The following is a 23,992-nucleotide window of genomic DNA, read 5'->3' on the forward strand; positions in this document are numbered from 1 at the left end:
CGCGGCGGATCACTCCGACTTGTGGGCGATCGCGGCGGCGACCGCGTGGTGCACCTCGGGGTGGAACACCGACGGCATGATGAAGCTCGCGTTGAGCTCGTCGTCGTGCACGACGTGCGCGATCGCGTCGGCGGCGCGCAGGCACATCTCCACGGTGACCTCGGTCGCGCGCGCGTCGAGCAGCCCGCGGAAGACGCCCGGGAACGCCAGCACGTTGTTGATCTGGTTCGGGAAGTCGGAGCGACCGGAGGCCACCACGGCGGCGTACTTCGCTGCCTGCGCGGGGTCCACCTCCGGGTCGGGGTTGGCCAGTGCGAACACGACCGGGTTCTCGGCCATGGCGGAGATCCACTCGGGCTGGAGGATGCCGGGCGCGCTCACGCCGATGAACACGTCGGCGCCGGCGAGGACGTCCTGGAGTCCGCCACGTCGGCCGTCGCGGTTGGTCAGCGAGGCGAGCTCCTCGTGCGAGGGTGAGAGGCCCTCGTCGCCCGCGGCGAGCGCGCCGGACCGGTCGACGACCACGACGTCCTTGGCCCCGCCGGCGATCAGGAGCTTCACGATCGCCGTACCCGCGGCGCCCGCACCCGAGACGACCACCCGGGCCTCGCCGATGGTCTTGTCGACCACGCGGAGGGCGTTGGTCAGAGCGGCGAGCACGACGATCGCGGTGCCGTGCTGGTCGTCGTGGAAGACGGGGATGTCGAGGCGCTCGCGCAGGCGGGCCTCGATCTCGAAGCAGCGGGGCGCGGCGATGTCCTCGAGGTTGATGCCACCGAAGCCGGGGGCGATCAGCTCGACGGTGCGCACGATCTCGTCGGTGTCCTGCGTGTCCAGGCAGATCGGCCACGCGTCGATCTCGCCGAAGCGCTTGAACAGCGCGGCCTTGCCCTCCATCACCGGGAGCGCGGCGCCCGGTCCGATGTTGCCGAGTCCCAGGACGGCGCTGCCGTCGGTCACGACCGCCACGGCGTTGCCCTTGATGGTCAGGCGACGGACGTCCTCGGGGTTCTCGGCGATCGCCATCGAGACCCGCCCCACGCCCGGGGTGTAGGCCAGCGACATGTCGTCGCGGGTCTTGAGCGGGACCTTGGAGCTGACCTCGATCTTGCCGCCGAGGTGGATGAGGAAGGTCCGGTCGGAGACCTTGTGCACCTCGACGCCCTCCACGGCCTTCACGGCCGCGGTCAGCTCCTCGGCGTGCTCGGCATCGGCGGCCGAGCAGGTGACGTCCACGGTGAGCCGCTGGTTGCTCGACTCGGCGACGTCGATCGCGGTGACCATGCCCCCTGCTCCGGCGATCGCCGTCGCGACCTCGCCGACGACACCGTGGTCGACGGTGGTGTGCAGGCGCATGGTGATGGAGTACGACGAGGCAGTGGCGGTCTTGGAGGGCACGGGTCGAGTCTGGTCCCGCGCGGGGGTTACTGGGAAGTCGCAAGCGGGCGAACTCAACGACCAGATTGCTGGACACCTGTCCAGTCTGGTGTCATGCTTCGCCGGTGATGCCTGAGATCGGCTGCTACGGACTGGCCGGACACACTGACTCGCCGCGGGACCTCCTGGACGAGGTGCGCCTCGCCGAGCGCCTCGGGATCGGGTCCGTCTTCCTGTCCGAACGGTTCAACGTGAAGGACGCGGGCGTCATGGCCGGCGCCGTCGCGGCGGCGACCGAGCGGATCGGCATCGCGACGGCCGCCACCAATCACAACACCCGCCATCCGTTGGTGACGGCGACGCTCGCGACGACGGCGCACCGGCTGAGCGAGGGTCGCTACGCGCTCGGCCTCGGGCGCGGGTTCGACCTGCTCTTCGACCTGATGGGCCTGCCCCGGGTGACCGGGGCGCAGATGGCCGACGCCATCGGCATCTACCGGCGGCTCTGGCACGGTGAGGCCTTCGACCACGACGGTCCGGCGGGGACGTACCCCTTCCTGTCCCAGGACGCATCCTTCGACGAGGACATCCCGGTGCTGATGATGGCGATCGGGGAGAAGTCGCTGCGGCTGGCCGGCACGATCGCCGACGGTGTCGTGCTGCACACCTTCTTCACCGACGAGACCCTCGCCCGTGCCGTCGCGACCGTTCGCGGAGCCGCGGAGGAGGCCGGGCGCGACCCGGCCTCGGTGCGGATCTGGTCGGTGCTGGCAACGGTGGAGGACTCGATCCCCGAGGAGGCGCGGCTGCGCAAGCTGGTGGGTCGCCTCGCGACGTACCTCCAGGGATACGGCGAGGTGCTGGTCCGTGCCAACGGCTGGTCCCTGGAGGACCTGCAGCGCTTCCGCGAGCACCCGTTGGTCCAGGGCTACCCGGGTGCCTTCGACGCCGTCGGGACCGTCGAGGACCTCAGCCGGCTGCGCGACGAGGTGCTGCCCGAGGAGTGGCTCGCCGCGGCGGCCGTCGGGTCCGCCGAGACCTGTGCCCGTCGGGTCCAGGACCAGCTCGACGCCGGCGCCGACTCGGTCGTCCTGCACGGCGCGACGCCGAGCGAGCTCGCGCCGGTCCTGGAGGCCTGGCGCGAGGTGCGCGACGGCGCCGCCCTCGACGTACTCCCGGCCAACCCCGGTTGGGCGGCGGCGCGATGAAGGCGGCGCTTCCGCTCGTCACCGAGGTCGGCCAGCTCACCCCCGACTGGCTGGGTGACGCCCTCGGCCACCGGGTGGACACCGTGACCGCCGAACCGGTCGGCACCGGACAGATCGGCACCTGCTACCGACTCACCCTGACCGGTGAGCCGGGGCTCCTGTCGACCGTGCTGGCGAAGCTGCCCGCCGCTGACCCCGGTGCCCGCGCCCTGCTCGCCAACCCGTACCGCACCGAGCTCCGCTTCTACCGTGAGCTCCTGCCGACGCTCGCCGTCCGTGCGCCCCTGATGCATCACGCCGAAGGCGTCGGGGAGGACGGCGAGTTCGTGCTTCTCCTCGAGGACCTGGCCCCCGCTGTCCAGGGGGACCAGATCGCAGGCTGCACCGCAGCCCAGGTCGAGGACGCCGTCGTGAACCTCGCCGGCCTCCACGGACCGCGCTGGTGCGACCCCACGCTCCTCGACATCGAGGGCCTGTCGGTCAACGGCCCCGACGACGCCGCCCTGATGGCCGAGCTGTTCGGCCCCTCGGTCGACCTGTTCCTCGCCAACCTCGACGGACTTCTCTCCGAGGAGGACGCCGCCACGGTGCGGGAGGTGCCGGCTGTCCTCGAGAGGTGGGCGCTGGCGCGTGCCGATCGCTTCGCTCCTGTCCACGGCGACTACCGCCTCGACAACCTCCTCTTCCCGCCCGACGGCGGCCCCGGCGTCGTGGCCGTCGACTGGCAGACCTTGAGCCTCGCCCTGCCCGCCCGCGACCTCGCCTACGTGATCGCCACCAGCCTCGACCCCGACCTGCGCCGAGCCTCGGAGCAGGACCTGGTTGCGGCGTACCACCGCGCGCTCCTGGGGTACGGCGTCCCGTCGTACTCGCTGGAGGACTGCTGGGACGACTACCGCTTCGCCCAGCTCCAGGTCCCGCTCGTCGCTGTCTTCGGCCAGGCGTACGGCACCCGCACCGAGCGCGGGGACCAGATGTTCGCGGTGATGACGACCCGCTCCTGCGCCGCGATCCGGGACCTCGGCACGTTCGACGTCATCTGAGCGCCCCTCCCGTTGGTCGAGGAGGTCGCGCAGCGACCGTCTCGAGACCCGGTGACCCGGTGCCGGAACCCGCCGCCCCTTCGTGGCGCTCTGCTCAGAGCGCCTTCTCGAGCAGGGTGAACTCGAGGTCGTCGCGCCGGGGGATTCCGAAGCGCTCGTCGCCGTACGGAAAGGGTGAGCGTCGGCCGGTGTCCGTGTAGCCGCGCCGCGCGTAGAAGGCGATCAGGTCGGTGCGCTGGCGGATCACCGTCATCTCCATGACCGTGCACCCCCACCGGCTGCGGGCCAGCTCCTCGGCGTACGCCATCACCTGCTGGCCGAGACCGTCCCCTTGGCGTGCCGGGTCGACGGCGAACATCCCGAAGTAGCAGCGCTCGCCCCGCCGCTCGACGTGGCAGCAGGACGCCAGTGACTCGTCGCGCTCGGCGAGCACCACGACGCTGTCGGCCGCAGCGATCGAGGCCAGCACTGCGTCGGGTTCGGTCCGCTGGCCGTCCAGGAGGTCGGCCTCCGTCGTCCACCCGGTCCGACTGGAGTCGCCGCGGTACGCCGACTGGACCAGCGCCACGATCGCGTCGACGTCGTCGGTGGTGGCGGCGCGGAAGGTGGGGTGGGCGGGCATGGGGTGATCCTAGGGAGCGGTGGACGATCCGTTCTGAGCAGCCGACAAGGACCTCGTCAAGGTCGGTGTCCCGGCCGCTTCTTGGCACAAACGGTCGCCATGGTCGGACGGCCCAGGCCGATGGTCACGGCGAAGTCGCCGCCGCCGTCCTGCTTCTGCGACTTTCGCGGCGGCGCAGCATCGCCGTGGCTTCCTTGCCCAGCACCGGATGGAGCCGATAGGACTCGATCACGTCCCAGCCCTCGTCCTTCCCGAGGGTCGCCACCTTCCTGAGGAAGTGGATCCTGGAGTCGCCGCGCCTTTCCAACGTCAAGAACCCGACCAGTTCGTCGTAGTGCTCGCGTGTCGCGCAGGCGGCCAACGCCTGGGCTGCGCCATCACGCTGGCCCATGCTGCCGGGCTTGAGGTAGATGGCCTTGAGACGTTCCCAGTAGGACCGGGAGGCCTTCGTGCTCAGCAGGTGCCCGAGAAGTGATGCCAGCCAGTACGGCTGTCCGCCACGCTCAAACTGGTCCATCAGCACCGCCAAGGCAGCCGGACTCCTCCGCACTTCTCGCTCATCCAGCTCGTCCGTCGAGTCCACGCAGATGCCCACCTCAGCCAACATCTGCAGAATCGGCTCCTCGGCCTTCGCCCTGATGGCACCAGTCTCTTCTACGCTGTCGGCGAAGGATGGGCGCTTTGCCGGGCGTTGAGAGTCGCTGTTGACAGGAGGATCGACTGCGCCGGCAACCGTCTCGATCGCGGTGTCGTAGTCGTCCTGAGCCTGTGTCACGGGATCCTTGTCGTCCCTCAAGGGCTTCGACACGACCGTCAACCTCCCGAATGCGTCAGTAGTCGGCGCAATCCAAGCACGTGCCCTCGTACGCGCTCAGCTCGAATGAGTACTGACCGTGGCAGGGGCGGGTGCGTCAGCACGCGTGGGAGCACAATCGGCATTGTGCGCGGCGATCACATGACGATTCGGCTCATGACAGATGACACGAGCGGCGTGGCGCTCTGGCCAGATCTGGGTTGGGACTACCCGGGCTCCAAGTTCGAACACCTGTTCCTGTCGGACCGCGAGCCGGAGGATCTGCTGCCGATCACGCCTGCACTCCGGGATCGCCTGCGCGCCTGGGTGGACGAGTACACGGCGACCATCACCGAGCGGGTGAGCCTCGATCATGTGGACCACGATCGCCGCGGACACGCCCTCAGCCAAGAACTGCAGGCGGAACTCGGTCCCGAGTTCAAGATCAAGTACGTCTTCAACACCGATGACGTTCGTCGAGAGGTCAAGGCTGCTCGCGCGGAGCGCTGATGTCCGGCTGCGCAGTCGCTCATCGGCGTGTCCGATCGTTAGTCAGTGGTGCGCAGGTGCGTGATGAGGCCTGGTGCTGTCCACATTTCCCAACGGGGAGCGCGTTCTCCACAGGCCGCAACGCAACGCTATGAAGTGTCGGTGGGTCGTGATCCAATATGGGTATGGATCTCGGGACCGCACCTACTGCACTGATCGGCCGCTACGACGGCTGCTCGGTCGGTGAGCTGTTGACCGAGCTCGGTGTCGAATCAAAGGGCCGTCTGGCCTCCGAGGTCCGCGAATGGGTCGCGGTCGTGGCATGGGCGGACCAGAACGTCGTCGAGACCGTCGAGGGCGCAGCGACCGTCCTCGCGGGTGTCGTGGACACCGGGGTTCCGATCGCCGGGCTGGGTGCTCCACTGGTCAGTGAGTTCGCGTTGATGGAACTCATCGCGGTCCTGGGTCGCACCCCCGACGGGGGTCGGATGCACGTCGGACGCATCATCGAATGCGCCTGGCGACTCCCGACGTTCTACGCCTCCGTCATCGCGGGCCGGATCCCGCCGTACAAGGCCCACCGCATCGCCGACGCCACCCGCCCCCTCACCCAAGACGCCGCAGCATTCGTCGACCGCCAGCTCGCCGCCGTCGCCAATGTGGGCTGGAACCAGCTCGACCGACTCATCACCCAAGCGATCCTCCGGTTCGACCCCGAACGAGCCGAGGCAGAGCGCCAGAAAGCCCGAGAGCACCGGTTCTGCGACGTCTCCGACGTCGACGAGCACGGCAACGCGCTCATCACCGCCGTGGTCGACGTTGCCGACGGCCACGACTTCAACCAGGCCATCGCCCGCGAAGCAGAAGTCCGGGGACGTCTCGGCGACGACAGTTCCCTCGACGCCCGACGAGCACAAGCAGTGGGTGCGATCGCGCGTCGTGACCTGGCACTGGACCTCCTCACCGCCGACGAGGACACCGGTGAGATCACCGTCCGCTCCGCCGGTCGCAAGGTCGTGATGGACCTCCACATCACCGACACCACCCTCACCGGTGAAAACCCCGTCGGCAGGTGGGGAGACAAACCCGTCACCACCGCACAGATCAAGCAATGGCTCCGCTCCCGCGAACCCCGTCGGCAGGTGGGGAGACAAACCCGTCACCACCGCACAGATCAAGCAATGGCTCCGCTCCCGCGAAACCACCAGCATCATCATCCGCCCGGTCATCAACCTGGCGGACTGCATCCCGGTCGACTCCTACGAGATCCCCGACCGCCACAAACACAGAGTCAGGTCACGACGCCACACCTGCAGCTTCCCCAACTGCACGACACCCGCCGCCAAGTGCGACATCGACCACGAGATCCCACATCGCAAGGGCGGACCCACCTGCCCCTGCAACCTCCACCCNAGCTTCCCCAACTGCACGACACCCGCCGCCAAGTGCGACATCGACCACGAGATCCCACATCGCAAGGGCGGACCCACCTGCCCCTGCAACCTCCACCCGCTCTGCAGACGACATCACCGCGCCAAGACCTTCAGCGAGTGGCGCTACCTGAGCCTCACGCCGGGGCACTTCCTCTGGACCAGCCCTCGCGGGCGGCTCTTCCTCGTCGGCCCCGGCGGCACCAGAGCCCTCGACCCACCCCAGGTCATCGATCCCTGAGAGACGCCAGACCCCGCCGAGAGAGTGTCATCGGCGGGGTACAGGCACGCCCGGTCGTCTCGACCCGGCAACGGCTCACCCGCGCAGCGAGCCCATCCATTCCTCGACGGCGTCCGCGGTGCGCGGCAGCGATGCCGACAGGTTCCGGATCCCGTCGGCGGTGACGACGATGTCGTCCTCGATCCGGATGCCGATGCCACGCAGCTCCTCGGGGACGAGCAGGTCGTCGGCCTGGAAGTAGAGGCCGGGCTCGACGGTGAGGACCATCCCCTCGACGAGCTCGGCGTCCCGGTAGGCCTCGGGGGCGGCGTGGCCGCAGTCGTGGACGTCCATGCCGAGCATGTGGCTGACGCCGTGCAGGGTCCAGCGGGCGTAGACCTTGGAGTCGGGGGAGAGGGCCTCGTCCACCGGGACGGGGAGCAGGCCGAGGTCGTCGAGACCGTGGGCGAGCACGACCATGGCGGCCTCGTGCCCGGCGAGGAACTTCGCGCCGGGGCGCAGGGCCGCGATCGCGGCTTCCTGGGCGTCGAGGACCAGGGTGTAGAGGTCGCGCTGCAGGGGAGTGAACGTGCCCGAGACCGGCAGGGTGCGGGTCACGTCGGCGGTGTAGAGGTTGGCGCCCTCGACGCCCATGTCGAGCAGCACGAGGTCGCCGGGGACGATCGCGCCCGAGTTCTCGATCCAGTGCAGGGTCGTCGCGTGCGGGCCGCCGGCGACGATCGAGTCGTAGCCGAGGTCGTTGCCCATCGTCCGGGCGCGGCGGAAGAACGTGCCCTCCAGCCAGCGCTCACCGTGCTCGATGACGCGGTCCCACTCGCGCACGCAGTCCTCGAAGCCCAGGGCCGTCGCGTCGACGGCGGCCTGGAGCTCGGCGACCTCCCAGTCGTTCTTCACGAGCCGCATCTCCGAGAGCACGCGGGCGAGCTCGGCGTCGCGGGCCTCGTCAGCGGGGACCAGGCCGTCGACGGCAGCGGACACGCCGCGGTGGACCCGGGTCTTGGTGCCGGCCGCGAGGTCGTCGTTCAGGCGGTCGACGTGGCGGACCTCGATGCCGAGGGCGGCCTCGAGCTCCTCGGCGGAGGGCCGCTTGCCGGCCCACAGGGCGCCGTACTGACGGTCCCGGAAGAACTCGTCGCTGTCCCGCCCCGATCGGGGCCGGGCGTAGAGCACGGGCGCGCCGTCCGGTTCGATGACGAGCACCGCGTCGGAGGTGTGGTTGCCGGAGTAGTAGGCATGAGCCGTGTCGGCGCGGAAGCGGTAGTCGGTGTCGTAGGCGCGCACCTGGTAGCCGCCGCCCGGCAGGACCAGGCGTTCGCCGGGGAAGGCCTCGGCCAGTCGGGAGCGCCGCCCGATGGCCAGGTCGGCCAGGGGATGCCGCTCGATCTCGGCGGGCCGCTCGTCCCACCCGGTCCGCATGAAGGCGGCGTACGCCTCGGGGACGGCGGGGTCGTGCTGCTCGGTCTTGAGGTCCGCTCCGGGTACGGCGGACGGCGTGTTCAGGGGGGCGTCCTCACTCACCTTCCCGACTCTACGCCGCGAGGCAGGTCCGACGCCGCCACCGGCGATCAAGGGCTGACCGGAGCATCCCGATAGGCTGCGGCCCATGCGTCCAGGCCCCCGCAACAGTGTTGCCTTCACGGTCGTGGTGACCGTGGCGGTCACTGCCGGGGCCCTGCTGACCCTGCTCGTGCTCGCGCTGTCCGGTGCGCCCGGCACCACCCTGCTGGCCACGGCGCTCGCTGCGCTGCCGGTGGGCCCGGTCCTGGCGGCGTACCTCTGGCTCGACCGCTACGAGCCCGAGCCCCGGATCCTGCTGGCCTCCGGCCTGGCCTGGGGTGCCTTCGTGGCGACGATGGCTGCGCTGGTCCTTCAGGGCATCGGTGGCCTCCTGGTGGGCTTCACCGACGACTTCTCGCTGGCCGTCGCGGCCCCCGTCGTGGAGGAGGCGAGCAAGGGCCTGTTCCTGGTGCTGCTCCTCTGGTGGCGCCGAGCAGAGCTCGACGGCATCCTCGACGGCATCGTGTACGCCGGGATGGTCGGTGTCGGCTTCGCGTTCACCGAGAACATCCTCTACCTCGCGGCTGCCTACAACGGCGTCGACGGCATGGGCCCGGGCGGTGCCGAGGCCGTCACCGGCACGTTCGTGGTGCGCTGCCTCTTCAGCCCGTTCGCCCACCCGCTCTTCACGGCCTTCATCGGCGTCGGTGTCGGCCTCGCGGTCGCCTCGCGCAGCCCGCTGGTCCGCTGGACCGCGCCGCTGGGCGGCTACCTCCTCGCCGTCCTGGCCCACGGGCTCTGGAACGGCTCCACCGTCTTCGGTCTCGGCAGCTTCGTCGTCGTGTACGTCGTCATCATGGCGCCCGCCTTCATCGCGATGATCGCGCTCTCGTGGTGGGCCCGTGAGACCGAGGCGACCGTGCTGCGTGCCGCGCTCACCGACGCGGCCGATCGTGGCCTCCTCCCGGCCACCGACATCGGCTGGGTCGTCAACCTGCGCGGGCGGCGCGATGCGCGCCGGCACGCCAGGGCCAGCGGCGGCCGCGAGGCCGAGCGGGCGATGCGCGACTACCAACAGGCAGCGATCGAGCTCGGTTTCCTGCACCATCGGCTGCTGCGTGGCACAGCGCCGAAGGACTGGCAGGTGCGCGGGCAGGACTTCCTCGGCCGCATTCAGGCGGCCCGACCCCGGATCGCGTTCCCCGGACAGGTGGTACCCCAGCGATGACCCCCGGACACCAGGCCCCGACCGGTGCCGACCTGCCCTACGACGACCCGAGTGGTCGCATGCTCACCGAAGTCATCCGGCTGAACGGCTCGCTCAAGGCGGCGCCGCTCCCGCTCGACCTCCCGGGGGTCGCGGCACTGCGCGTCGGTCGTGACCACGTCATCGAGCAGCTCGAGGACTACATCATCCCGCGGCTGACCGAGATCGAGGCGCCGCTGCTCGTCGTCGTCGGCGGCTCCACCGGGTCCGGCAAGTCGACGCTGGTCAACACGCTGATCGGCCACAAGGTGACCACGCCCGGTCTGCTGCGCCCGACCACCCGCTCGCCCGTCCTGGTGCACCACCCGGACGACGCCCGCTGGTTCGGCGCCGACCGCCTCCTGCCGGACCTCTCCCGGGTCCAGCAGGCGACCAACGACCAGTCCGCCATCCAGCTCGTCCCGAGCCTGCAGGTCCCGCGAGGACTGGCGATCCTGGACGCACCGGACGTCGACTCCGTCGACGAGCGCAACCGCGAGCTGGCCAGCCAGCTGCTCGCCGCCTCCGACCTGTGGCTCTTCGTCACCTCGGCCGCCCGCTACTCCGACCAGGTCCCGTGGGACCACCTCAAGCTCGCGGTCGAGCGCAACACCGCGGTCGCCCTGGTCCTCAGCCGCACGCCCCCCGACGACGTGTCGACGGTGTCGGTGCACCTGGCCCGGATGATGGCCGCGCGCGGCCTCAAGGACAGCCCGCTGTTCGCGGTCGCCCAGGGCACGGTCAGCGAGGAGGGACTCCTGCCGGCGTCGTACGGCGCCGAGATCCGTGGCTGGCTGGAGGCACTGGCCGCCGATGCCGCGGCGCGCCGCGACGTCGTCAACCAGACCGTCGCCGGCGCCGTGCGCACGGTGACGCGCAAGGCGTTCCCGATCGCCGACGCCGCCGCCCTCCAGGTCGACGCCGTGAGTGGTCTGCTCGCCGCCGCCGACCAGGTGTACGACGGCGCGCAGGCCACGATCGTCACGGCCGCCTCCGACGGCTCGCTCCTGCGCGGGGACCTGTTGGCACGCTGGCAGGAGTTCGTCGGCAGCGGCGAGCTGGTCCGCTCCCTGGAGGCCAAGGTCGGCTTCGTGCGCGAGCGCCTGGTCAATGCCATCAAGGGCAAGCCCCAGCAGGCCGAGCGGGTCACGGTCGCGATCGAGATGGCCCTGCTGGCACTGGCTGCCGACCACGCCGAGCGGTCCGCGGCCCTCGCCTCGGATGCCTGGCGGCAGGAGACCTACGGCGAAGCCCTGCTCGCCTCGACCGCCGACGACCTCACCCGCGCCGGCCGCGGGATGCGCAGCCGTGCTGCGCAGGAGATCCGAGGCTGGCAGGAGGAGCTCCAGGAATTCGTCCGGCACGAGGCGGGCGACGCCCGGCACAGTGCCCGTTTCCTCGCCCTGGGCGTCAACGGCCTGTCCGCGACCCTCGGCGTCGTCGCCCTCGCCGGCGAGCAGCCCGGCGGCCAGTCCGCTGAGTCGGTCCGGTTGGGGCGCACCCTGCTCGAGACGATCCTCGGTGAGGACGCGACGGCCCGGGTCCTGGACCAGGCCCGCGGCACGCTTGCACGTCGGCTCACCGGACTGATGGGTGCCGAGCGCGCCCGCTACCTCGCGCCCGCCGCGGAGTGGCAGCTCAAGCCGGACGCCGCAGACCAGTTGCGCCAGGCGGCGCGACGGGTCGACGACCTGCGGTTCGCCGCAGCCAAGAAGGGAACAGGTGGACACCTGTGACGAACGACCTGGGTGACCTCGCCACGCGCGGCACCGCGATCGGAGGCCGCGTCAGCAGCCTCGGCGACGCGGCTCTCGCGGCGCGGGGACGGGTGCCCGACGAGCTCCTCGACGAGGTCGCCGCCGCCGCGGACAAGGCCACCGGCCGGCTCCGCCTCTCGGCACGCCACACCGTCGTCGCCATCGCTGGCGCGACCGGTTCGGGCAAGTCGTCGACGTACAACGCCCTCACCGGCCTCGAGCTGTCCTCGGTCGGCATCCGTCGGCCCACGACCTCCTGGGCGACTGCGGTCGTGTGGGGGAGCGAGGGAGCGGAGGAGCTGCTCGACTGGCTGGGCATCCCACCGCGTCACCAGACCATGCGTGACTCGATGCTCGACACCCGCCGCGAGGACGGTGCGTTCGACGGCGTCGTCCTGCTGGACCTGCCCGACCACGACTCGACCGAGGTCGCCCACCACCTCGAGGTGGACCGCCTGATCGCGGTGTCCGACCTGATGGTCTGGATCCTCGACCCGCAGAAGTACGCCGACGCCGCGGTCCACGACCGCTACTTCAAGCCGATGGCGACCCACGGCGACGTCATCCTCGTGGCGCTCAACCACATCGACACGGTGCCCGTCGACCGCCGCCAGGCGATGGTCGACGACGTCCGTCGCCTGCTGGCCGCCGACGGTCTCCCGGACGTCACCGTCCTGCCGATCTCGGCGAAGGAGGGCATCGGCATGGCCGAGCTCCGCGCCGAGATCCACCGGCGCGTGCAGGACAAGCGGAGCACGACCTCGCGGGTCGAGGCCGACATCGCTGCCGCCGCCGGTCGACTCGAGGCCGCCGGAGGCACGACCTCCCCTCGGGAGCTCCCTGCCCAGCGCACCCGTGAGCTCGAGGAGGCCGTCGCGGACGCCGCGGGCGTCTCGGCCGTGGTGAGTGGCATCGAGCGCACCGTCGGCACCAAGGCGCGGGCGGCCGTCACCTGGCCGCCGCTCCAGCTGCTCAGCCGGCGTGACGCCGACGTCGACGCGATCGACGACGACCCCCGGATCTCGCCGCTGGACCGTCCCACGGTCGACACCGCCATCCGCGGACTGGCCGACGAGGCCGGCGAGGGCGTCGGACGTGCCTGGGCCTCGCACCTTCGCAGTGCCGCGACCGGACGCCTCGCGGAGATCTCCGACGAGCTGGACCGTGAGCTCGGCCGGGTCGACCTCGGTGGCCGACTGCCGATCTGGCTCAACCTGGTCCGGGTCCTGCACTGGGTCCTCCTCGCTGCCTTCGTGGGCGGCCTCGGCTGGTGGGGCTACGCCGCCGTCCGCGGCACGGTCGAGGACCTTCCGGAGGTGGCCGGCCTCGCGCTGCCGCTGGTCGTCGGGGTCGCGGGCCTCGTGCTGGGTCTCGTGCTGGCCGTCGTGGCCCGCGGGATGGTCGGTGGACTGGCCCGCACCCGCGCCGACGAGGCGGACGAACGACTGCGCTCGATCGTGCACCAGGTCCTCGAGACCCAGGTCACCAAGCCGGTCGCCGCGGAGCTGACGTCGTACGCCGCCTTCCGGCGGGGCATCGCCGGCGCTCGTCCCTGACGTCCCTCGGGTCGTCGGGACGACCGCTCGTCCTGCACATCCGGCCCTCCGCGCACGGCTGTGCACAGGCGTCCGCGCCACGGTCGCGACGTGTCAACGGATCGCGGTGGACTCCTCCTCGACCGGCCGCACGGGCGTCCGGCGACGAGCGAGGAGATCGAGATGGCCAACGAGACGATCGTGACGATCCAGGGGTGGGTCGCAGGCGAGCCGATGGCGCGTGACGTCAACGGCACACCGGTGCTGAACTTCCGGGTCGGCTGCACGCCCCGCCACCTCCACCGGGCGAGCGGGCAGTGGGTCGACAGCGAGACGCAGTGGTACGCCGTCAGCGCCTGGCGGCGGCTGGCCGATCACGGAGGCCGTTCCCTGCGGCAGGGAGACGCCGTGGTGATCCACGGCCGGCTCAGCCACCGGACCTACGTGAACAAGAACAACGTGGAGGTGCTGTCCCTCGAGATCGACGCGTTCACCATCGGTCACGACCTCACCCGCGGCACCTCGAGCTTCGTGAAGTCGACCTCGTCGGTCGAGCAGGAGTCCGCGAACGACCCCGGGCATGGCGGTTCGCCCGTCGCTGCGTAGCCTTTCCCCCATGGCTGATTACGTCCTCTCGCTGCGCAACGTCCGCAAGGCCCACGGCGACAAGGTCGTGCTCGACAACGTCACCCTGTCCTTCCTCCATGGAGCCAAGATCGGCGTCGTGGGCCCCAACGGCATGGGCAAGTCGTCCCTGCTCAAGCTGATGGCCGGGCTGGACGTGCCGAACAACGGCGACGTCGTCCGCGACCCCGACGCCACGGTGGGCATGCTCCAGCAGGAGCCCCCGCTGAGCGAGGGCAAGACGGTCCTCGAGAACGTCGAGGAGGCCGTCGCCGACGTCAAGGCGAAGATGAAGCGCCTCGAGGACGCCTACATGGAGATGGGCGACCCGGACGCCGACCAGGACGCGCTGATGGCCGAGACCGGTGATCTGCAGACCGAGCTCGACAACATCAACGCCTGGGACCTCGACAGCCGCCTCGAGCAGGCCATGGACGCGCTGCGCTGCCCGCCGTCGGACTCCCTCGTCGACAACCTCTCCGGTGGTGAGCGTCGCCGGGTCGCGCTGTGCAAGCTCCTCCTCCAGCAGCCCGACCTGCTGCTCCTCGACGAGCCCACCAACCACCTCGACGCCGAGTCGGTGCAGTGGCTCGAGGGTCACCTCAAGTCCTACCCCGGCGCCATCCTGGCCGTGACCCACGACCGGTACTTCCTCGACAACGTCGCCGAGTGGATCGCCGAGGTCGACCGCGGCTCGATCCACGGGTACGAAGGCAACTACTCGACCTACCTCGAGACCAAGAAGGACCGGCTCAAGGTCGAGGGTGCCAAGGACGCCAAGCGCGCCAAGATGCTCGAGAAGGAGCTGGAGTGGGTCCGCTCCAACGCCAAGGCCCGCCAGACCAAGTCCAAGTCGCGGATGGCCCGCTACGAGGAGATGGCCGCCGAGGCCGACAAGGCGCGCAAGATCGACGCCGCCGACATCAACATCCCGCCGGGCCCGCGCCTCGGTGACATCGTCCTCGAGGGCGAGCACCTGACCAAGGGCTTCGAGGACCGCGTCCTGTGGGACGACATCTCCTTCACGCTCCCGCGCGCCGGCATCGTCGGCGTCGTCGGCCCCAACGGCGTCGGCAAGACCACGCTGTTCCGGATGATCACCGGTGGCGAGCAGCCCGACTCCGGCAAGCTGATCGTGGGCCAGACGGTCAAGATCTCCTACGTCGACCAGAGCCGCGGCGGCATCGACCCCAACAAGAACGTCTGGGAGGTCGTCTCCGACGGCCTGGACTTCATCAAGGTCGCCAACTTCGAGATGAACAGCCGCGCCTACGTCGCGTCGTTCGGCTTCAAGGGCCCCGACCAGCAGAAGAAGGCCGGGGTGCTCTCCGGTGGTGAGCGCAACCGCCTCAACCTGGCGCTGACCCTCAAGCAGGGCGGCAACATGCTCCTGCTCGACGAGCCCACCAACGACCTGGACGTCGAGACGCTGTCCGCACTCGAGGACGCGCTGCTCGACTTCCCGGGCTGCGCCGTGGTCACGTCCCACGACCGGTGGTTCCTCGACCGCATCGCCACCCACATCCTCGCGTGGGAGGGCACCGAGGACAACGAGGGTGCCTGGTTCTGGTTCGAGGGCAACTTCGCGTCCTACGAGGAGAACAAGATCGAGCGCCTCGGTCTCGAGGCGGCACGTCCGCACCGCGTCACGCACCGCCGCCTGACGCGCGACTGAACGGGACTAACGCAGCTCGCGCTCCGGATGGGCGCGGATCAGCTCGTCGCAGACCGCGTCCATCACCCGGCCCAGCGCCATCAGGTCGTCGGGCTCCACGAGGTCGATCAGCGCCTTCCGGACCGTGTCGACGTGGCTCGGTGCGGCCTTCGTGAGCATCCGTGCCCCGTCGTCGGTCAGGCAGCACACGACGCCGCGGCCGTCCTCGGTCGCCTCGGCGCGCACGACCAGGCCGTCCGCCTCCATCCGCTTCACGGTGTGGGTCACCCGGCTGCGGCTGTGCGCGAGGGCGGAGGCCAGTCGCGCCATCCGGAGCCGGCCCCCGGCCTCGGAGAGGCGGACGAGGATCTCGTACTCGACCGCGGACAGGCCGTGGTCCTGACGCAGGTCCTCGTCGATCCGGTCCAGCAGGAGCGTGGTGCCGAGCAGGAAGGACCGCCAGGCGCGCTGCTGCTCCTCGTCGAGCCAGCGCGGCTCCGGGCCGATGTCCTGCGTCGTCACCCGCGTCATCCTAGGTCGTGGCGCACCAGCACGCGGGGGTGCCCGTTCGGGACCGAGGTCGTGTCGGTGGTGTGCTGCTCAGTCGGTCAGGACATCCGCTCGAGGATCATGGCCATGCCCTGGCCGCCGCCGACGCACATGGTGATCAGGCCGGTGGACTTGTCGTGCCACTGCAGCGAGTTGATCAGGGTGTTCTGCAGGCGGGCGCCGGTCATGCCGAAGGGGTGGCCCACGGCGATCGCGCCGCCGTTGACGTTGAGCTTCTCGATCGGGATGCCGAGGTCCTCGGCGGAGGGCAGGACCTGCGCGGCGAAGGCCTCGTTGATCTCGGCGAGGTCGATGTCGTCGATGCTCATGTTGGCGTGCTTGAGGGCGTTGCGGGTCGCCTCGACCGGGCCCAGGCCCATGATCTCGGGGGAGAGGCCGGAGACGCCGGTGGACACGATGCGCGCCAGCGGGGTGAGGCCGAGCTCGGCGGCCCTGGTGTCGGACATGATCACGACCGCGGCAGCGCCGTCGTTGAGGGCGCAGCAGTTGCCGGCGGTGACAACGCCGTCGGGGCGGAACACCGGCTGGAGCTGGGAGAGGGCCTCGTAGGTGACACCGGCGCGGGGACCGTCGTCCTTGGAGACGACCGTGCCGTCGGCGAGCGTGATCGGGGTGATCTCGCGCTCCCAGAAGCCGTCGTTGATGGCCTTCTCGGCGAGGTTCTGCGAGCGGGCGCCGAAGGCGTCGAGGTCCTCGCGCTTGAGGCCGCGGATGGTGGCGACGTTCTCGGCGGTCTGGCCCATCGCGATGTAGATGTCGGGGACCAGGCCGTCCTCGCGGGGGTCGTGCCACACCTGGCCACCCTTGGCGTACTCCTCGGTGCGCTTCTGCGCATCGGCGAAGAGGGGGTTCTTGGTGTTCGGGATGTGGTCGGAGGTGCCGAACTGGAAGCGCGAGACGGTCTCGACGCCGGCGGAGATGAAGACGTCGCCCTCGCCGGCCTTGATGGCGTGGAAGGCCATCCGAGAGGTCTGCACCGAGGAGGAGCAGTAGCGCGTGATGGTGGCGCCGGGGATCTCGTAGCCCATCAGGCTGGTCACGATGCGGGCCATGTTGTTGCCGGCCTCGCCGCCGGGCAGGCCGACGCCGAGGTAGAAGTCGTCGACGTCGTTGGGGTCCAGCTCGGGGACCTTCGCCAGGGCTGCCTGCGCGATGAGTGCGGTGAGGTCGTCGGGGCGGAAGTCCTTCAGCGAGCCCTTGTTGGCCCGTCCGATGGGGGTACGGGCAACGGAAACGATGACGGCCTCGGGCATGGACACTCCTCGATGAGCGGTGGTGGTGAATGGTGACGGCACAACCTGACCAGACTAGTGCGCCCATGGTGGAACACGTTGCAGTGGTGGCGGATCCCACATCCCGGTCACCGCGACGTGGTCCGGCTCCCGGGCGTACCGCGAACCGTGGAACGATCGACCGGTGCGGCACCGCTACGACTGCCCCCTGCGATGGGCTGACCTCGACCTGCTCGGTCACATCAACAACGTGATGTACGTCGACTACCTCCAGGAGGCCCGGTCGGCGCTGCTGCGCTCGTGCCTCCGGGTCGCCGGCGTCGAGCGCCACGAGGGCGACGCCTACGTGGTCGTGCGGCACGAGGTGACCTTCCGCGCCCCTCTGCTCTTCAGCCCGACGCCCGTGGCCATCGAGTCGTGGGTCAGCGACGTACGCGCGGCCAGCTTCACGCTGGACCACGAGATCTTCGTGGAGGACGCGGCGGGTCTCCGCACGGTCCACCTCCGTGCGCGCACGGTGCTGGCGCCCTTCCAGCAGGCCGAGGCGAAGCCGCGGCGGCTGAGTGACCTGGAGCGGGTCGCCCTGGCGCCGTACGCCGAGGTGGACCCGGACGCAGGCAGGGTGCCCGCGGTGCGCGTCGACGTGCCGCGCGAGAGCGCTGTCCACCATCCCGTCCACGTCCGCTTCTCCGACATCGACGTCTACCGGCACGTCAACAACGTCAAGTACGTCGAGTACTTCCAGGAGGCGCGGATCTCGATGATGCGCCACCTCAAGGGAGCGCTGAAGGACTTCCCGCGGCTCAGCGTCGTGGTTGCCCAGGTCGACATCGAGTACGTCGCGCCGATGGTCCTGCGCAGCGACCCCTATGACTGCTGGTCCACCGTGTCCCGGATCGGCTCCAAGTCGTGGACGATCGAGGGCGAGATCACGGCAGGGACCGGCAGCGCGCCAGACGCCCCGGTGCTGGCCCGGTCGCGGGCCGTGCTGGTGACCTTCGATCCCGCCACGCAGCGCTCGGTCACGCCACCGGCGGGCTACCTCGACGCGATCCTCGCCACGCTCACCAACCCGGCGGCAACTGGGTGAAGTCGGGCTCGCGGCCCTCTGCGAAGGCCGCGAGTGCCTCGAGATTGGCCGGACCGCCCATCAGCTCGGCGAAGGCGGCGTTCTCGCGGTCGCGTGCCTCGCGGATCGCGGCCCGGTGGGGCTCGGTCATCGTGCGCTTGACCGCGACGAGCGAGGAGATCGGCCGCGCGGCCAGCAGGGTGGCGTGCTCGCGCGCGGTGCGCAGCAGGTCCTCGGGTGCGCAGACCTTCCACACGAGACCCATCTCGCGGGCCTGCTCGGCGCTGATCCACTCGGCGGACAGCAGCGCCCACGCTGCGTTCTGACGACCCACCAGCGCCGGGAAGAGGTACGACGACGCGGCCTCCGGAGCGACGCCGAGAGAGGTGAAGGGGCACTTGAGTCGCGCCGCTGACGACATGAAGCCCAGGTCGGCGAAGCCGAGGACGGTGGCGCCGATGCCGAGGCCGATCCCGTTGACGGCCACGACCAGGGGCTTGGGGAAGTCGACGAGGGCGTCGATCAGCCCGATGAAGCCGTGCGTCCCCCGCACGAAGCCCGGATCGGTGGCCATCCGGTGCATCTCGAGGAGGTCGGTCCCCGCGCTGAAGGCCCGGCCGGAACCGGTCAGCAGGACGACCGCGACCTCGGGGTCCTCTGCCGCGGCGAGCAGCGCCTCTGCGGTCGCGTCGTACAGGGCCTCGTTGAAGGCATTGAGGGCGTCGGGCCGGTCCAGGACCAGCGTGCGCACCCGGGCATCGTCGGAGACGGTCAGCGTCATGCCGACAGAATAGAACGCGTTCTAGTCCAGGTGGGACCGAAGGCGCCGCAATGCCCGGTGCCGGGCGACGCGGACCGCGACGGCACTCATCTCCAGGGCGGCGGCGGTCGCCGCGACGTCGAGGTCGAGGACCTCCATGCAGGCGATGACGTCGCGCTCGCGCGGCGGCAGCTGTGCGAGGGCCTCACGCACCCACTCGTCGGCGATCAGCCCACCTTCGGGTCCGATGACCGCGCGGGGAGGGTCGGCCTCGAGCAGCTCCTGACCCCGGGCGCGGCTGCCCGAGCGACGCCAGGCGTTCGAGCCGTGGTTGCGGGCGATGCCGAAGATCCAGCCCCCGAAGTCGTCGGTGCCTCCGTGGAAGTCGGCGATCCGTTCTGCCGCGACCAGCCACGAGGCGGCGGCGAGGTCCTCGGCCGACTCGGCGCCGGCAACCGCTCGCGCCTCGAGCCAGAGCTGCAGGCGGCCGGCATGGGCCTGGTAGAGCTCGCGCCAGGCAGCGGCGTCGCCCCGCTTGGCAGCGGCGACGCGATCGTCGTCGGCGCGCACTGACGTGTCCCACCCCTATGTGCCAGACCGATTGCCGGATCGAGAGTCCGGGCAACGGCTCGAACCAGCTCCCATTGTGGCGCGTGATCGGCCGGTTTGACCCGTCCACGCGCGGACGTTCTTTACCTTTGCGGCTTTCCGGGGGAGCCGTTGGCCTGCTGGGGGAGGGGACCGTCGTTGCCACGGCGCCCTTGCTTGGACCGCTCGTCGCCCAAGCCGTTGTCCGGACCGTTGTCCTTGCCGAGCTTCTTGCCGTTGTCCTCGCCACGGCGCAGGCCGGGCTTGTCGGCATCGGGACGACCGGGCGTCGCGCCGGGGTCGGCGTGAGGAGGTGTGCCCGGCAGCCCCGGGGACAGGGGGCTGCCGGGCGTGTTGGAGACGTCGGTCTGTGGGGTTCCGACGTTTCCGTGACTCGGCGGGCCGGTGGGCTCCTCCTGGGTGGGGCCGTCGGCGGGGGACAGTGGGATGTCCGATCCGCCGGTGCTGCCCGCAGCCCAGGTCGCTGCCGCGATCGCGACCACAGTGGTCGCAGCGACGAGCATCCGGAGACCAGCCGACCGAGCCGTTCGGGAGACGGCCGGCCGCGAGCTCGCGCTCACATCGGCCAGCACGTCGAGGAACACCGGATCGGGCTCGAGCGTCGGCGCAGCGACGCGGAGCCGGTCGTACCGGTGGCTCGTCATGTCTCGTTCCTTGATCCTGCTGGTGACAGGTGGGTGAGTCAGTCCCCACCCCAGAATGGGGACTGCCTTCACCGGGTACATGTAGCGACCTGTGGCAGGTGTTACATCCCGGGCAGAAGTTCTGTCCGGGTGCGCAGACGCTTGAGCGCCCGGTGGTGCGCGACGCGTACGGCGACCGCGCTGATCTCGAGCGCTGCGGCCGTCGTGGTGACGTCCATGTCCAGCACCTCGCGGCAGGTCACGACGTCCCGCTCACGCTCGGGAAGGGTGGCGAGCAGGCGGCGCGCCCAGTCACCGGAGCCGGCGTCCGACTCGGGGCCGGGGGTCGAGTGTGCGACCGCCGGTCCGAGGGGGACCTGGTCACGGCGTACGGCTCGACGCTGGGCGTTGGCGGAGAGCTTGCGGGCGATGCCGAAGAGCCATCCGGCGAAGTCGTCGGAGGTGCCGTGGAACGCGGCGATCTTCTCGGCGGCGACCAGCCAGGCACTCGATGCGATGTCCTCGGCGCTCTCCTCGCCGGAGCGGCGGCCGCGCAGCCAGAGCAGCAGTCGAGAGGCGTGCGCCCGGTAGAGCTCACGCCATGCATCGGGGTCGCCCCGCTTCGCAGCGGCGACGACGTCGTCGTCCGTCGTCACCGTGCCCGCGCCACCGAGTCTTCCTGCGGCTGGGGGGAGCGGTGGGAGCCGCGGTCGCTGTCAGCACCGAAGGGTGGGAACAGAGGAAGGTCCGGAACGCGATCGAGTCCCGGCGGTTCGGGAACCGCCGGGACACCGGGAAGCGAGGGCAGGTCGGGCAGCGTCGGCAGCTCGACCGGAGGACTGGGGGGATCGCCGTCGGACGGCGACGTGAGAGGTGGCGCACCGCTCGGGACCTCGCCCGGGGAAGGCCCGGTCGGTGTCGTGGACGAGGACTCGCTCGGTCGGCCCCCGGGCTGTTCGTCCGCGGGTGCGCTGGGAGCGTCCGTGCTCGGCGGTCCCACCTCGTCGGGTGATGGGTCGGTCGGCTGTTGCGTCATGCGTTCCTCAGGGCGGAACGGAGAATCCGTCCCGGGCAAAGCGCCCGCTGCCCACGATGTCGCACCGACGGCGATGACACCCCCCAGCACCATCGCCCATCGTGCACCAGCCGACCGACCCGGTCGCGCAGCAGGGACAACGGAGCGTGAGCTCAGCTGCGCCAGCTGCGCGAGCAGTACCGGATCAGGATCGGCCGGGCGCAGGTCTGCGCGCAGCGTGTCGATCCAGTCCGGACGGTTCATCGGTTCTCTCTCGAGTTGGCCCGCGATGACCTGTTCGGGTCACCACGGTGTTTGTTCCCTCGTGGAGTACCTGTCACGACGCCCGCCTGGTGTTACATGCGATCGAAAAGTTTTCTCAGCCCGCCGAGTTGACCATGAAGGTGGCCGCGTGGGTGACGTAGTCCCAGAACCGGGCGTCCTGCTCGGGGGTCAGCTCGACGGAGTCGAGTCCGGCGCGGAAGTGCAGCAGCCACCGGTCGCGTGCGTCGGTGTCGACCGTGAAGGGCGCGTGGCGCATCCGGAGCCGGGGATGTCCGCGGTTGTCGGAGTACGTCGTGGGGCCGCCCCAGTACTGCACGAGGAACAGCAGGAACCGCTCCTCGGCGGGGCCCAGGTCCGCCTCGGGGTACATCGGCCGGAGCACCTCGTCGCCGGCGACGCCCTCGTAGAAGCGCGCCACGATCCGGCGGAAGGTCTCGAACCCGCCGACCTCTTCGTAGAAGCTCGTCCCCTCGTCCACGTCCACCATCATCCCTCGTCGCCCGCAGCGGCCGGAGCCGGGCTGTCGTCCGCGACCCGGCGCTCCTCGCGGTGCCAGACCACGCGCTGTGCGAACGGGATCTCGATGCCCTCGTGGTCGAAGCGGGCCTTGATCCGCTGCCGGAGGGCACGGGCGACCGCCCACTGCTCGAGCGGCGCGGTCTTGACCATCACCCGGATGGTCACCGAGTCGGCGGCGAGCATCTCGACGCCGGTGACCTCGGGCTCCTCGATGATCAGGCCGGTGAAGTCCTCGTCGTCCCACAGGTCGTGGGCCACCTCGCGCAGGACCTGCTGCACGCGGGCCAGGTCCTCGCCGTAGCCGACGCCGACGTCGACGACGGCGCGCGACCAGTTCTGGCTCTTGTTGCCGACCCGCACGACGGCGCCGTTGGGGACGTACCAGACCGTTCCGTTGATGTCGCGCAGCCGCGTCATCCGCAGCGTCACGGCCTCGACGGTGCCGTTGGCCTCGCCGACGTCGACGACGTCGCCGACGCCGTACTGGTCCTCGATGAACACGAAGATCCCGGCGAGGAAGTCCCGCACCAGCGACTGCGCACCGAAGCCCAGGGCGATGCCGAGGATGCCGGCGCTCGCGATGATCGGGGCGATGTCGACACCGAGCTCGCTGAGCACCATGGTGCCCACGACCGCCACCACGATGAACGTGATGATGCTCTTGAGGAGGCCGGCCATCGTGGCGGCACGCTGCTTGCGGCGCGCGGTGATGGCGCTCTCGACCCGTTCGGGGAGCACGCCGTGCTCGGCACGGTGCGCGATGCGGTCCACGACGCGGTGCATCAACCATCGGAAGACGAGGCCGAGCAGGATCAGTCCGATGACGGCGAGCGGTGTCCCGATCAGGACGTCCGACCACTGGGACAGGCGACGATTGCCGGTGACGTCCCAGGTCAGGTCACACACCTGTTCGCCGTCGGCACACGGGCTGGTCGCTTCAGCTGCGGAGAGGAGTAGCGGAGCCATCCGACCAGTGTCCCAAATGGCCCATGGCCCGTTCACGGCACCACTCCGCCGCGCCGGGCGCGTTGCCGATATCCTGCTCCCGTGACCAGCACCGTTGTACGCCGCCTCATCGCCCTGTGCTCCCTCGTCGGGGTGAGTGCACTCCTCGTCCTGGTCGGCACGGGCACGGCCTCTGCCGACACCCCCGAGCCCCGCCCGGGCAGCTGGGAGCCGAAGCCCGACATCGACGTGCTCCACGCATGGCTGGTGCTCGGCGGCATCCCGCTGCTGGTCTTCGTGGTCATCACGATCCTCTTCGTCGCGCCGGCGCTCGCACGTGGCGAGGACCTCGGTATCAACGCCCTCGAGCCGGAGAACCAGTGGCTCGGTGGTCCTCGCAAGGCCGCGGGTGAGCTCGCTGCCCCGGACTCGGAGGACTCCAGGGCCGGCGGCGCCGGCGGCAGCTGGTAGTCGGTCATGAGCACCACGGCCCTCAACGCCACCGAGCGCGCAGCGCTCGACGTCATCATCCGCAACGCCGAGCAGGCCTGCCGGGCGGAGATCTCGGTCTTCGTCGGTGCTGCCGCCGGTGACGCGCGTCAGTTCTCCACGAGCCTGCACAACACCCTGGTCCTGCCGGCCCGCAGCGTCCTGATCATGGTCGACCCGGACAAGCGCCTGGTCGAGATCGTCACGGGCGGCCACGTGCGCGAGCGCCTGACCGACGAGGAGTCACGTCAGGTCGTCGCGACGATGACCGGTCACTTCGCTGCCGGTGACCTCTTCGGCGGGCTCACCAACGGCATCGAGCAGCTCGGCCAGCTCGCGAAGGACTGACCGAGCTGCTCT

General features: G+C 70.4%; 24 protein-coding genes. 12 read left to right on the forward strand and 12 right to left on the reverse strand.

Annotated elements, in window-relative coordinates; translation table 11 throughout:
* Positions 1–9: 9 nt before the first annotated feature.
* The gene (locus tag ASE01_RS11050; RefSeq protein WP_056752139.1) at positions 10–1,356 is read right to left on the reverse strand and encodes an NAD-dependent malic enzyme; all 1,347 of its coding nucleotides are present in this window, start codon (positions 1,354–1,356) and stop codon (positions 10–12) included.
* Positions 1,357–1,505: 149 nt separating this feature from the next.
* Here ASE01_RS11050 and ASE01_RS11055 point away from each other — a divergent pair, with 149 nt between their 5' ends.
* Positions 1,506–2,585: a TIGR03857 family LLM class F420-dependent oxidoreductase gene (locus tag ASE01_RS11055; RefSeq protein WP_056751016.1), complete on the forward strand. Its 1,080-nt coding sequence runs from the start codon at positions 1,506–1,508 to the stop codon at positions 2,583–2,585.
* The gene (locus ASE01_RS11060) at positions 2,582–3,628 is read left to right on the forward strand and encodes a phosphotransferase family protein (protein ID WP_056752144.1); all 1,047 of its coding nucleotides are present in this window, start codon (positions 2,582–2,584) and stop codon (positions 3,626–3,628) included. The genes ASE01_RS11055 and ASE01_RS11060 overlap by 4 nt, the downstream gene beginning before the upstream one ends.
* 94 nt (positions 3,629–3,722) lie before the next feature.
* Here ASE01_RS11060 and ASE01_RS11065 read toward each other — a convergent pair whose 3' ends face one another.
* Together ASE01_RS11065 and ASE01_RS11070 are read right to left on the reverse strand one after the other, a co-directional pair.
* A complete protein-coding gene (locus ASE01_RS11065) occupies positions 3,723–4,250 on the reverse strand; it encodes a GNAT family N-acetyltransferase (protein WP_056751019.1) in 528 nt (175 codons plus the stop codon).
* Positions 4,251–4,374: 124 nt separating this feature from the next.
* Complete coding sequence (locus ASE01_RS11070) at positions 4,375–5,058, reverse strand: hypothetical protein (RefSeq protein WP_056751022.1); 684 nt, start codon at positions 5,056–5,058, stop codon at positions 4,375–4,377.
* A 132-nt stretch (positions 5,059–5,190) separates the two neighbouring features.
* Here ASE01_RS11070 and ASE01_RS11075 point away from each other — a divergent pair, with 132 nt between their 5' ends.
* Together ASE01_RS11075 and ASE01_RS25265 are read left to right on the forward strand one after the other, a co-directional pair.
* Positions 5,191–5,553 carry a hypothetical protein gene (locus tag ASE01_RS11075; protein ID WP_157537268.1) on the forward strand — a complete coding sequence of 121 codons (363 nt, stop codon included), beginning with the start codon at positions 5,191–5,193 and terminating at the stop codon, positions 5,551–5,553.
* Positions 5,554–5,915: 362 nt separating this feature from the next.
* Positions 5,916–6,944: hypothetical protein (locus ASE01_RS25265; RefSeq protein ID WP_414858530.1), on the forward strand; the 1,029-nt coding region annotated here is incomplete at its 3' end.
* Positions 6,945–7,278: 334 nt separating this feature from the next.
* On the opposite strand, the gene ASE01_RS11090 is transcribed toward ASE01_RS25265, so the two are convergent.
* Positions 7,279–8,721, reverse strand: coding sequence for an aminopeptidase P family protein (locus ASE01_RS11090; RefSeq protein ID WP_235535952.1), 1,443 nt, complete (start codon positions 8,719–8,721; stop codon positions 7,279–7,281).
* An 85-nt stretch (positions 8,722–8,806) separates the two neighbouring features.
* Here ASE01_RS11090 and ASE01_RS11095 point away from each other — a divergent pair, with 85 nt between their 5' ends.
* From ASE01_RS11095 to ettA, 5 genes are all read left to right on the forward strand, one after another.
* Entirely contained in the window at positions 8,807–9,928 is a 1,122-nt protein-coding gene (locus ASE01_RS11095) for a PrsW family intramembrane metalloprotease (RefSeq protein ID WP_056751032.1), read from the forward strand.
* Positions 9,925–11,682 (forward strand): dynamin family protein, encoded by a 1,758-nt coding sequence (locus tag ASE01_RS11100; RefSeq protein ID WP_235535953.1) that lies wholly within the window; start codon positions 9,925–9,927, stop codon positions 11,680–11,682. The genes ASE01_RS11095 and ASE01_RS11100 overlap by 4 nt, the downstream gene beginning before the upstream one ends.
* Complete coding sequence (locus ASE01_RS11105) at positions 11,679–13,259, forward strand: GTPase (protein ID WP_056751035.1); 1,581 nt, start codon at positions 11,679–11,681, stop codon at positions 13,257–13,259. The genes ASE01_RS11100 and ASE01_RS11105 overlap by 4 nt, the downstream gene beginning before the upstream one ends.
* A 90-nt stretch (positions 13,260–13,349) precedes the next feature.
* Positions 13,350–13,844: a single-stranded DNA-binding protein gene (locus ASE01_RS11110; RefSeq protein ID WP_056751038.1), complete on the forward strand. Its 495-nt coding sequence runs from the start codon at positions 13,350–13,352 to the stop codon at positions 13,842–13,844.
* A gap of 10 nt (positions 13,845–13,854) precedes the next feature.
* Positions 13,855–15,537, forward strand: coding sequence for an energy-dependent translational throttle protein EttA (gene ettA, locus ASE01_RS11115; protein WP_056751041.1), 1,683 nt, complete (start codon positions 13,855–13,857; stop codon positions 15,535–15,537).
* A gap of 6 nt (positions 15,538–15,543) precedes the next feature.
* Here the strand turns inward: ettA and ASE01_RS11120 are convergent, their stop codons facing one another.
* The gene (locus ASE01_RS11120) at positions 15,544–16,038 is read right to left on the reverse strand and encodes a MarR family winged helix-turn-helix transcriptional regulator (protein ID WP_235535954.1); all 495 of its coding nucleotides are present in this window, start codon (positions 16,036–16,038) and stop codon (positions 15,544–15,546) included.
* Between the two features lie 86 nt (positions 16,039–16,124).
* Complete coding sequence (locus tag ASE01_RS11125) at positions 16,125–17,339, reverse strand: acetyl-CoA C-acetyltransferase (RefSeq protein ID WP_056751046.1); 1,215 nt, start codon at positions 17,337–17,339, stop codon at positions 16,125–16,127.
* A 163-nt stretch (positions 17,340–17,502) separates the two neighbouring features.
* Between ASE01_RS11125 and ASE01_RS11130 the strand changes: the two genes are divergently transcribed.
* Positions 17,503–18,408 carry an acyl-CoA thioesterase gene (locus tag ASE01_RS11130; RefSeq protein WP_056751048.1) on the forward strand — a complete coding sequence of 302 codons (906 nt, stop codon included), beginning with the start codon at positions 17,503–17,505 and terminating at the stop codon, positions 18,406–18,408.
* Here ASE01_RS11130 and ASE01_RS11135 read toward each other — a convergent pair.
* The 6 genes from ASE01_RS11135 to ASE01_RS11160 form a co-directional block, all read right to left on the reverse strand.
* Positions 18,383–19,168, reverse strand: coding sequence for an enoyl-CoA hydratase/isomerase family protein (locus tag ASE01_RS11135; protein ID WP_056751051.1), 786 nt, complete (start codon positions 19,166–19,168; stop codon positions 18,383–18,385). The genes ASE01_RS11130 and ASE01_RS11135 overlap by 26 nt on opposite strands.
* Before the next feature lie 21 nt (positions 19,169–19,189).
* Positions 19,190–19,717, reverse strand: a complete 528-nt coding sequence (locus ASE01_RS11140) for an RNA polymerase sigma factor (RefSeq protein WP_056751057.1) — start codon at positions 19,715–19,717, stop codon at positions 19,190–19,192.
* A gap of 122 nt (positions 19,718–19,839) precedes the next feature.
* The gene (locus ASE01_RS11145) at positions 19,840–20,400 is read right to left on the reverse strand and encodes a hypothetical protein (protein ID WP_056751060.1); all 561 of its coding nucleotides are present in this window, start codon (positions 20,398–20,400) and stop codon (positions 19,840–19,842) included.
* A 101-nt stretch (positions 20,401–20,501) separates the two neighbouring features.
* Positions 20,502–21,035 (reverse strand): RNA polymerase sigma factor, encoded by a 534-nt coding sequence (locus tag ASE01_RS11150; protein WP_056751066.1) that lies wholly within the window; start codon positions 21,033–21,035, stop codon positions 20,502–20,504.
* Between the two features lie 738 nt (positions 21,036–21,773).
* Complete coding sequence (locus ASE01_RS11155) at positions 21,774–22,157, reverse strand: globin (RefSeq protein ID WP_414858531.1); 384 nt, start codon at positions 22,155–22,157, stop codon at positions 21,774–21,776.
* An 8-nt stretch (positions 22,158–22,165) separates the two neighbouring features.
* Complete coding sequence (locus tag ASE01_RS11160) at positions 22,166–23,164, reverse strand: mechanosensitive ion channel family protein (RefSeq protein ID WP_082605989.1); 999 nt, start codon at positions 23,162–23,164, stop codon at positions 22,166–22,168.
* A gap of 81 nt (positions 23,165–23,245) precedes the next feature.
* Here ASE01_RS11160 and ASE01_RS11165 point away from each other — a divergent pair, with 81 nt between their 5' ends.
* Both ASE01_RS11165 and ASE01_RS11170 read left to right on the forward strand, forming a co-directional pair.
* On the forward strand, positions 23,246–23,614 hold the full coding sequence (locus tag ASE01_RS11165) for a hypothetical protein (protein WP_056751075.1): 369 nt from the start codon (positions 23,246–23,248) through the stop codon (positions 23,612–23,614).
* 6 nt (positions 23,615–23,620) lie between these two features.
* Complete coding sequence (locus ASE01_RS11170) at positions 23,621–23,980, forward strand: DUF5130 family protein (RefSeq protein ID WP_056751078.1); 360 nt, start codon at positions 23,621–23,623, stop codon at positions 23,978–23,980.
* The last annotated feature ends 12 nt before the right edge of the window (positions 23,981–23,992 follow it).

The organism is Nocardioides sp. Root190 (assembly GCF_001428565.1).
Classification (GTDB): domain Bacteria; phylum Actinomycetota; class Actinomycetes; order Propionibacteriales; family Nocardioidaceae; genus Nocardioides.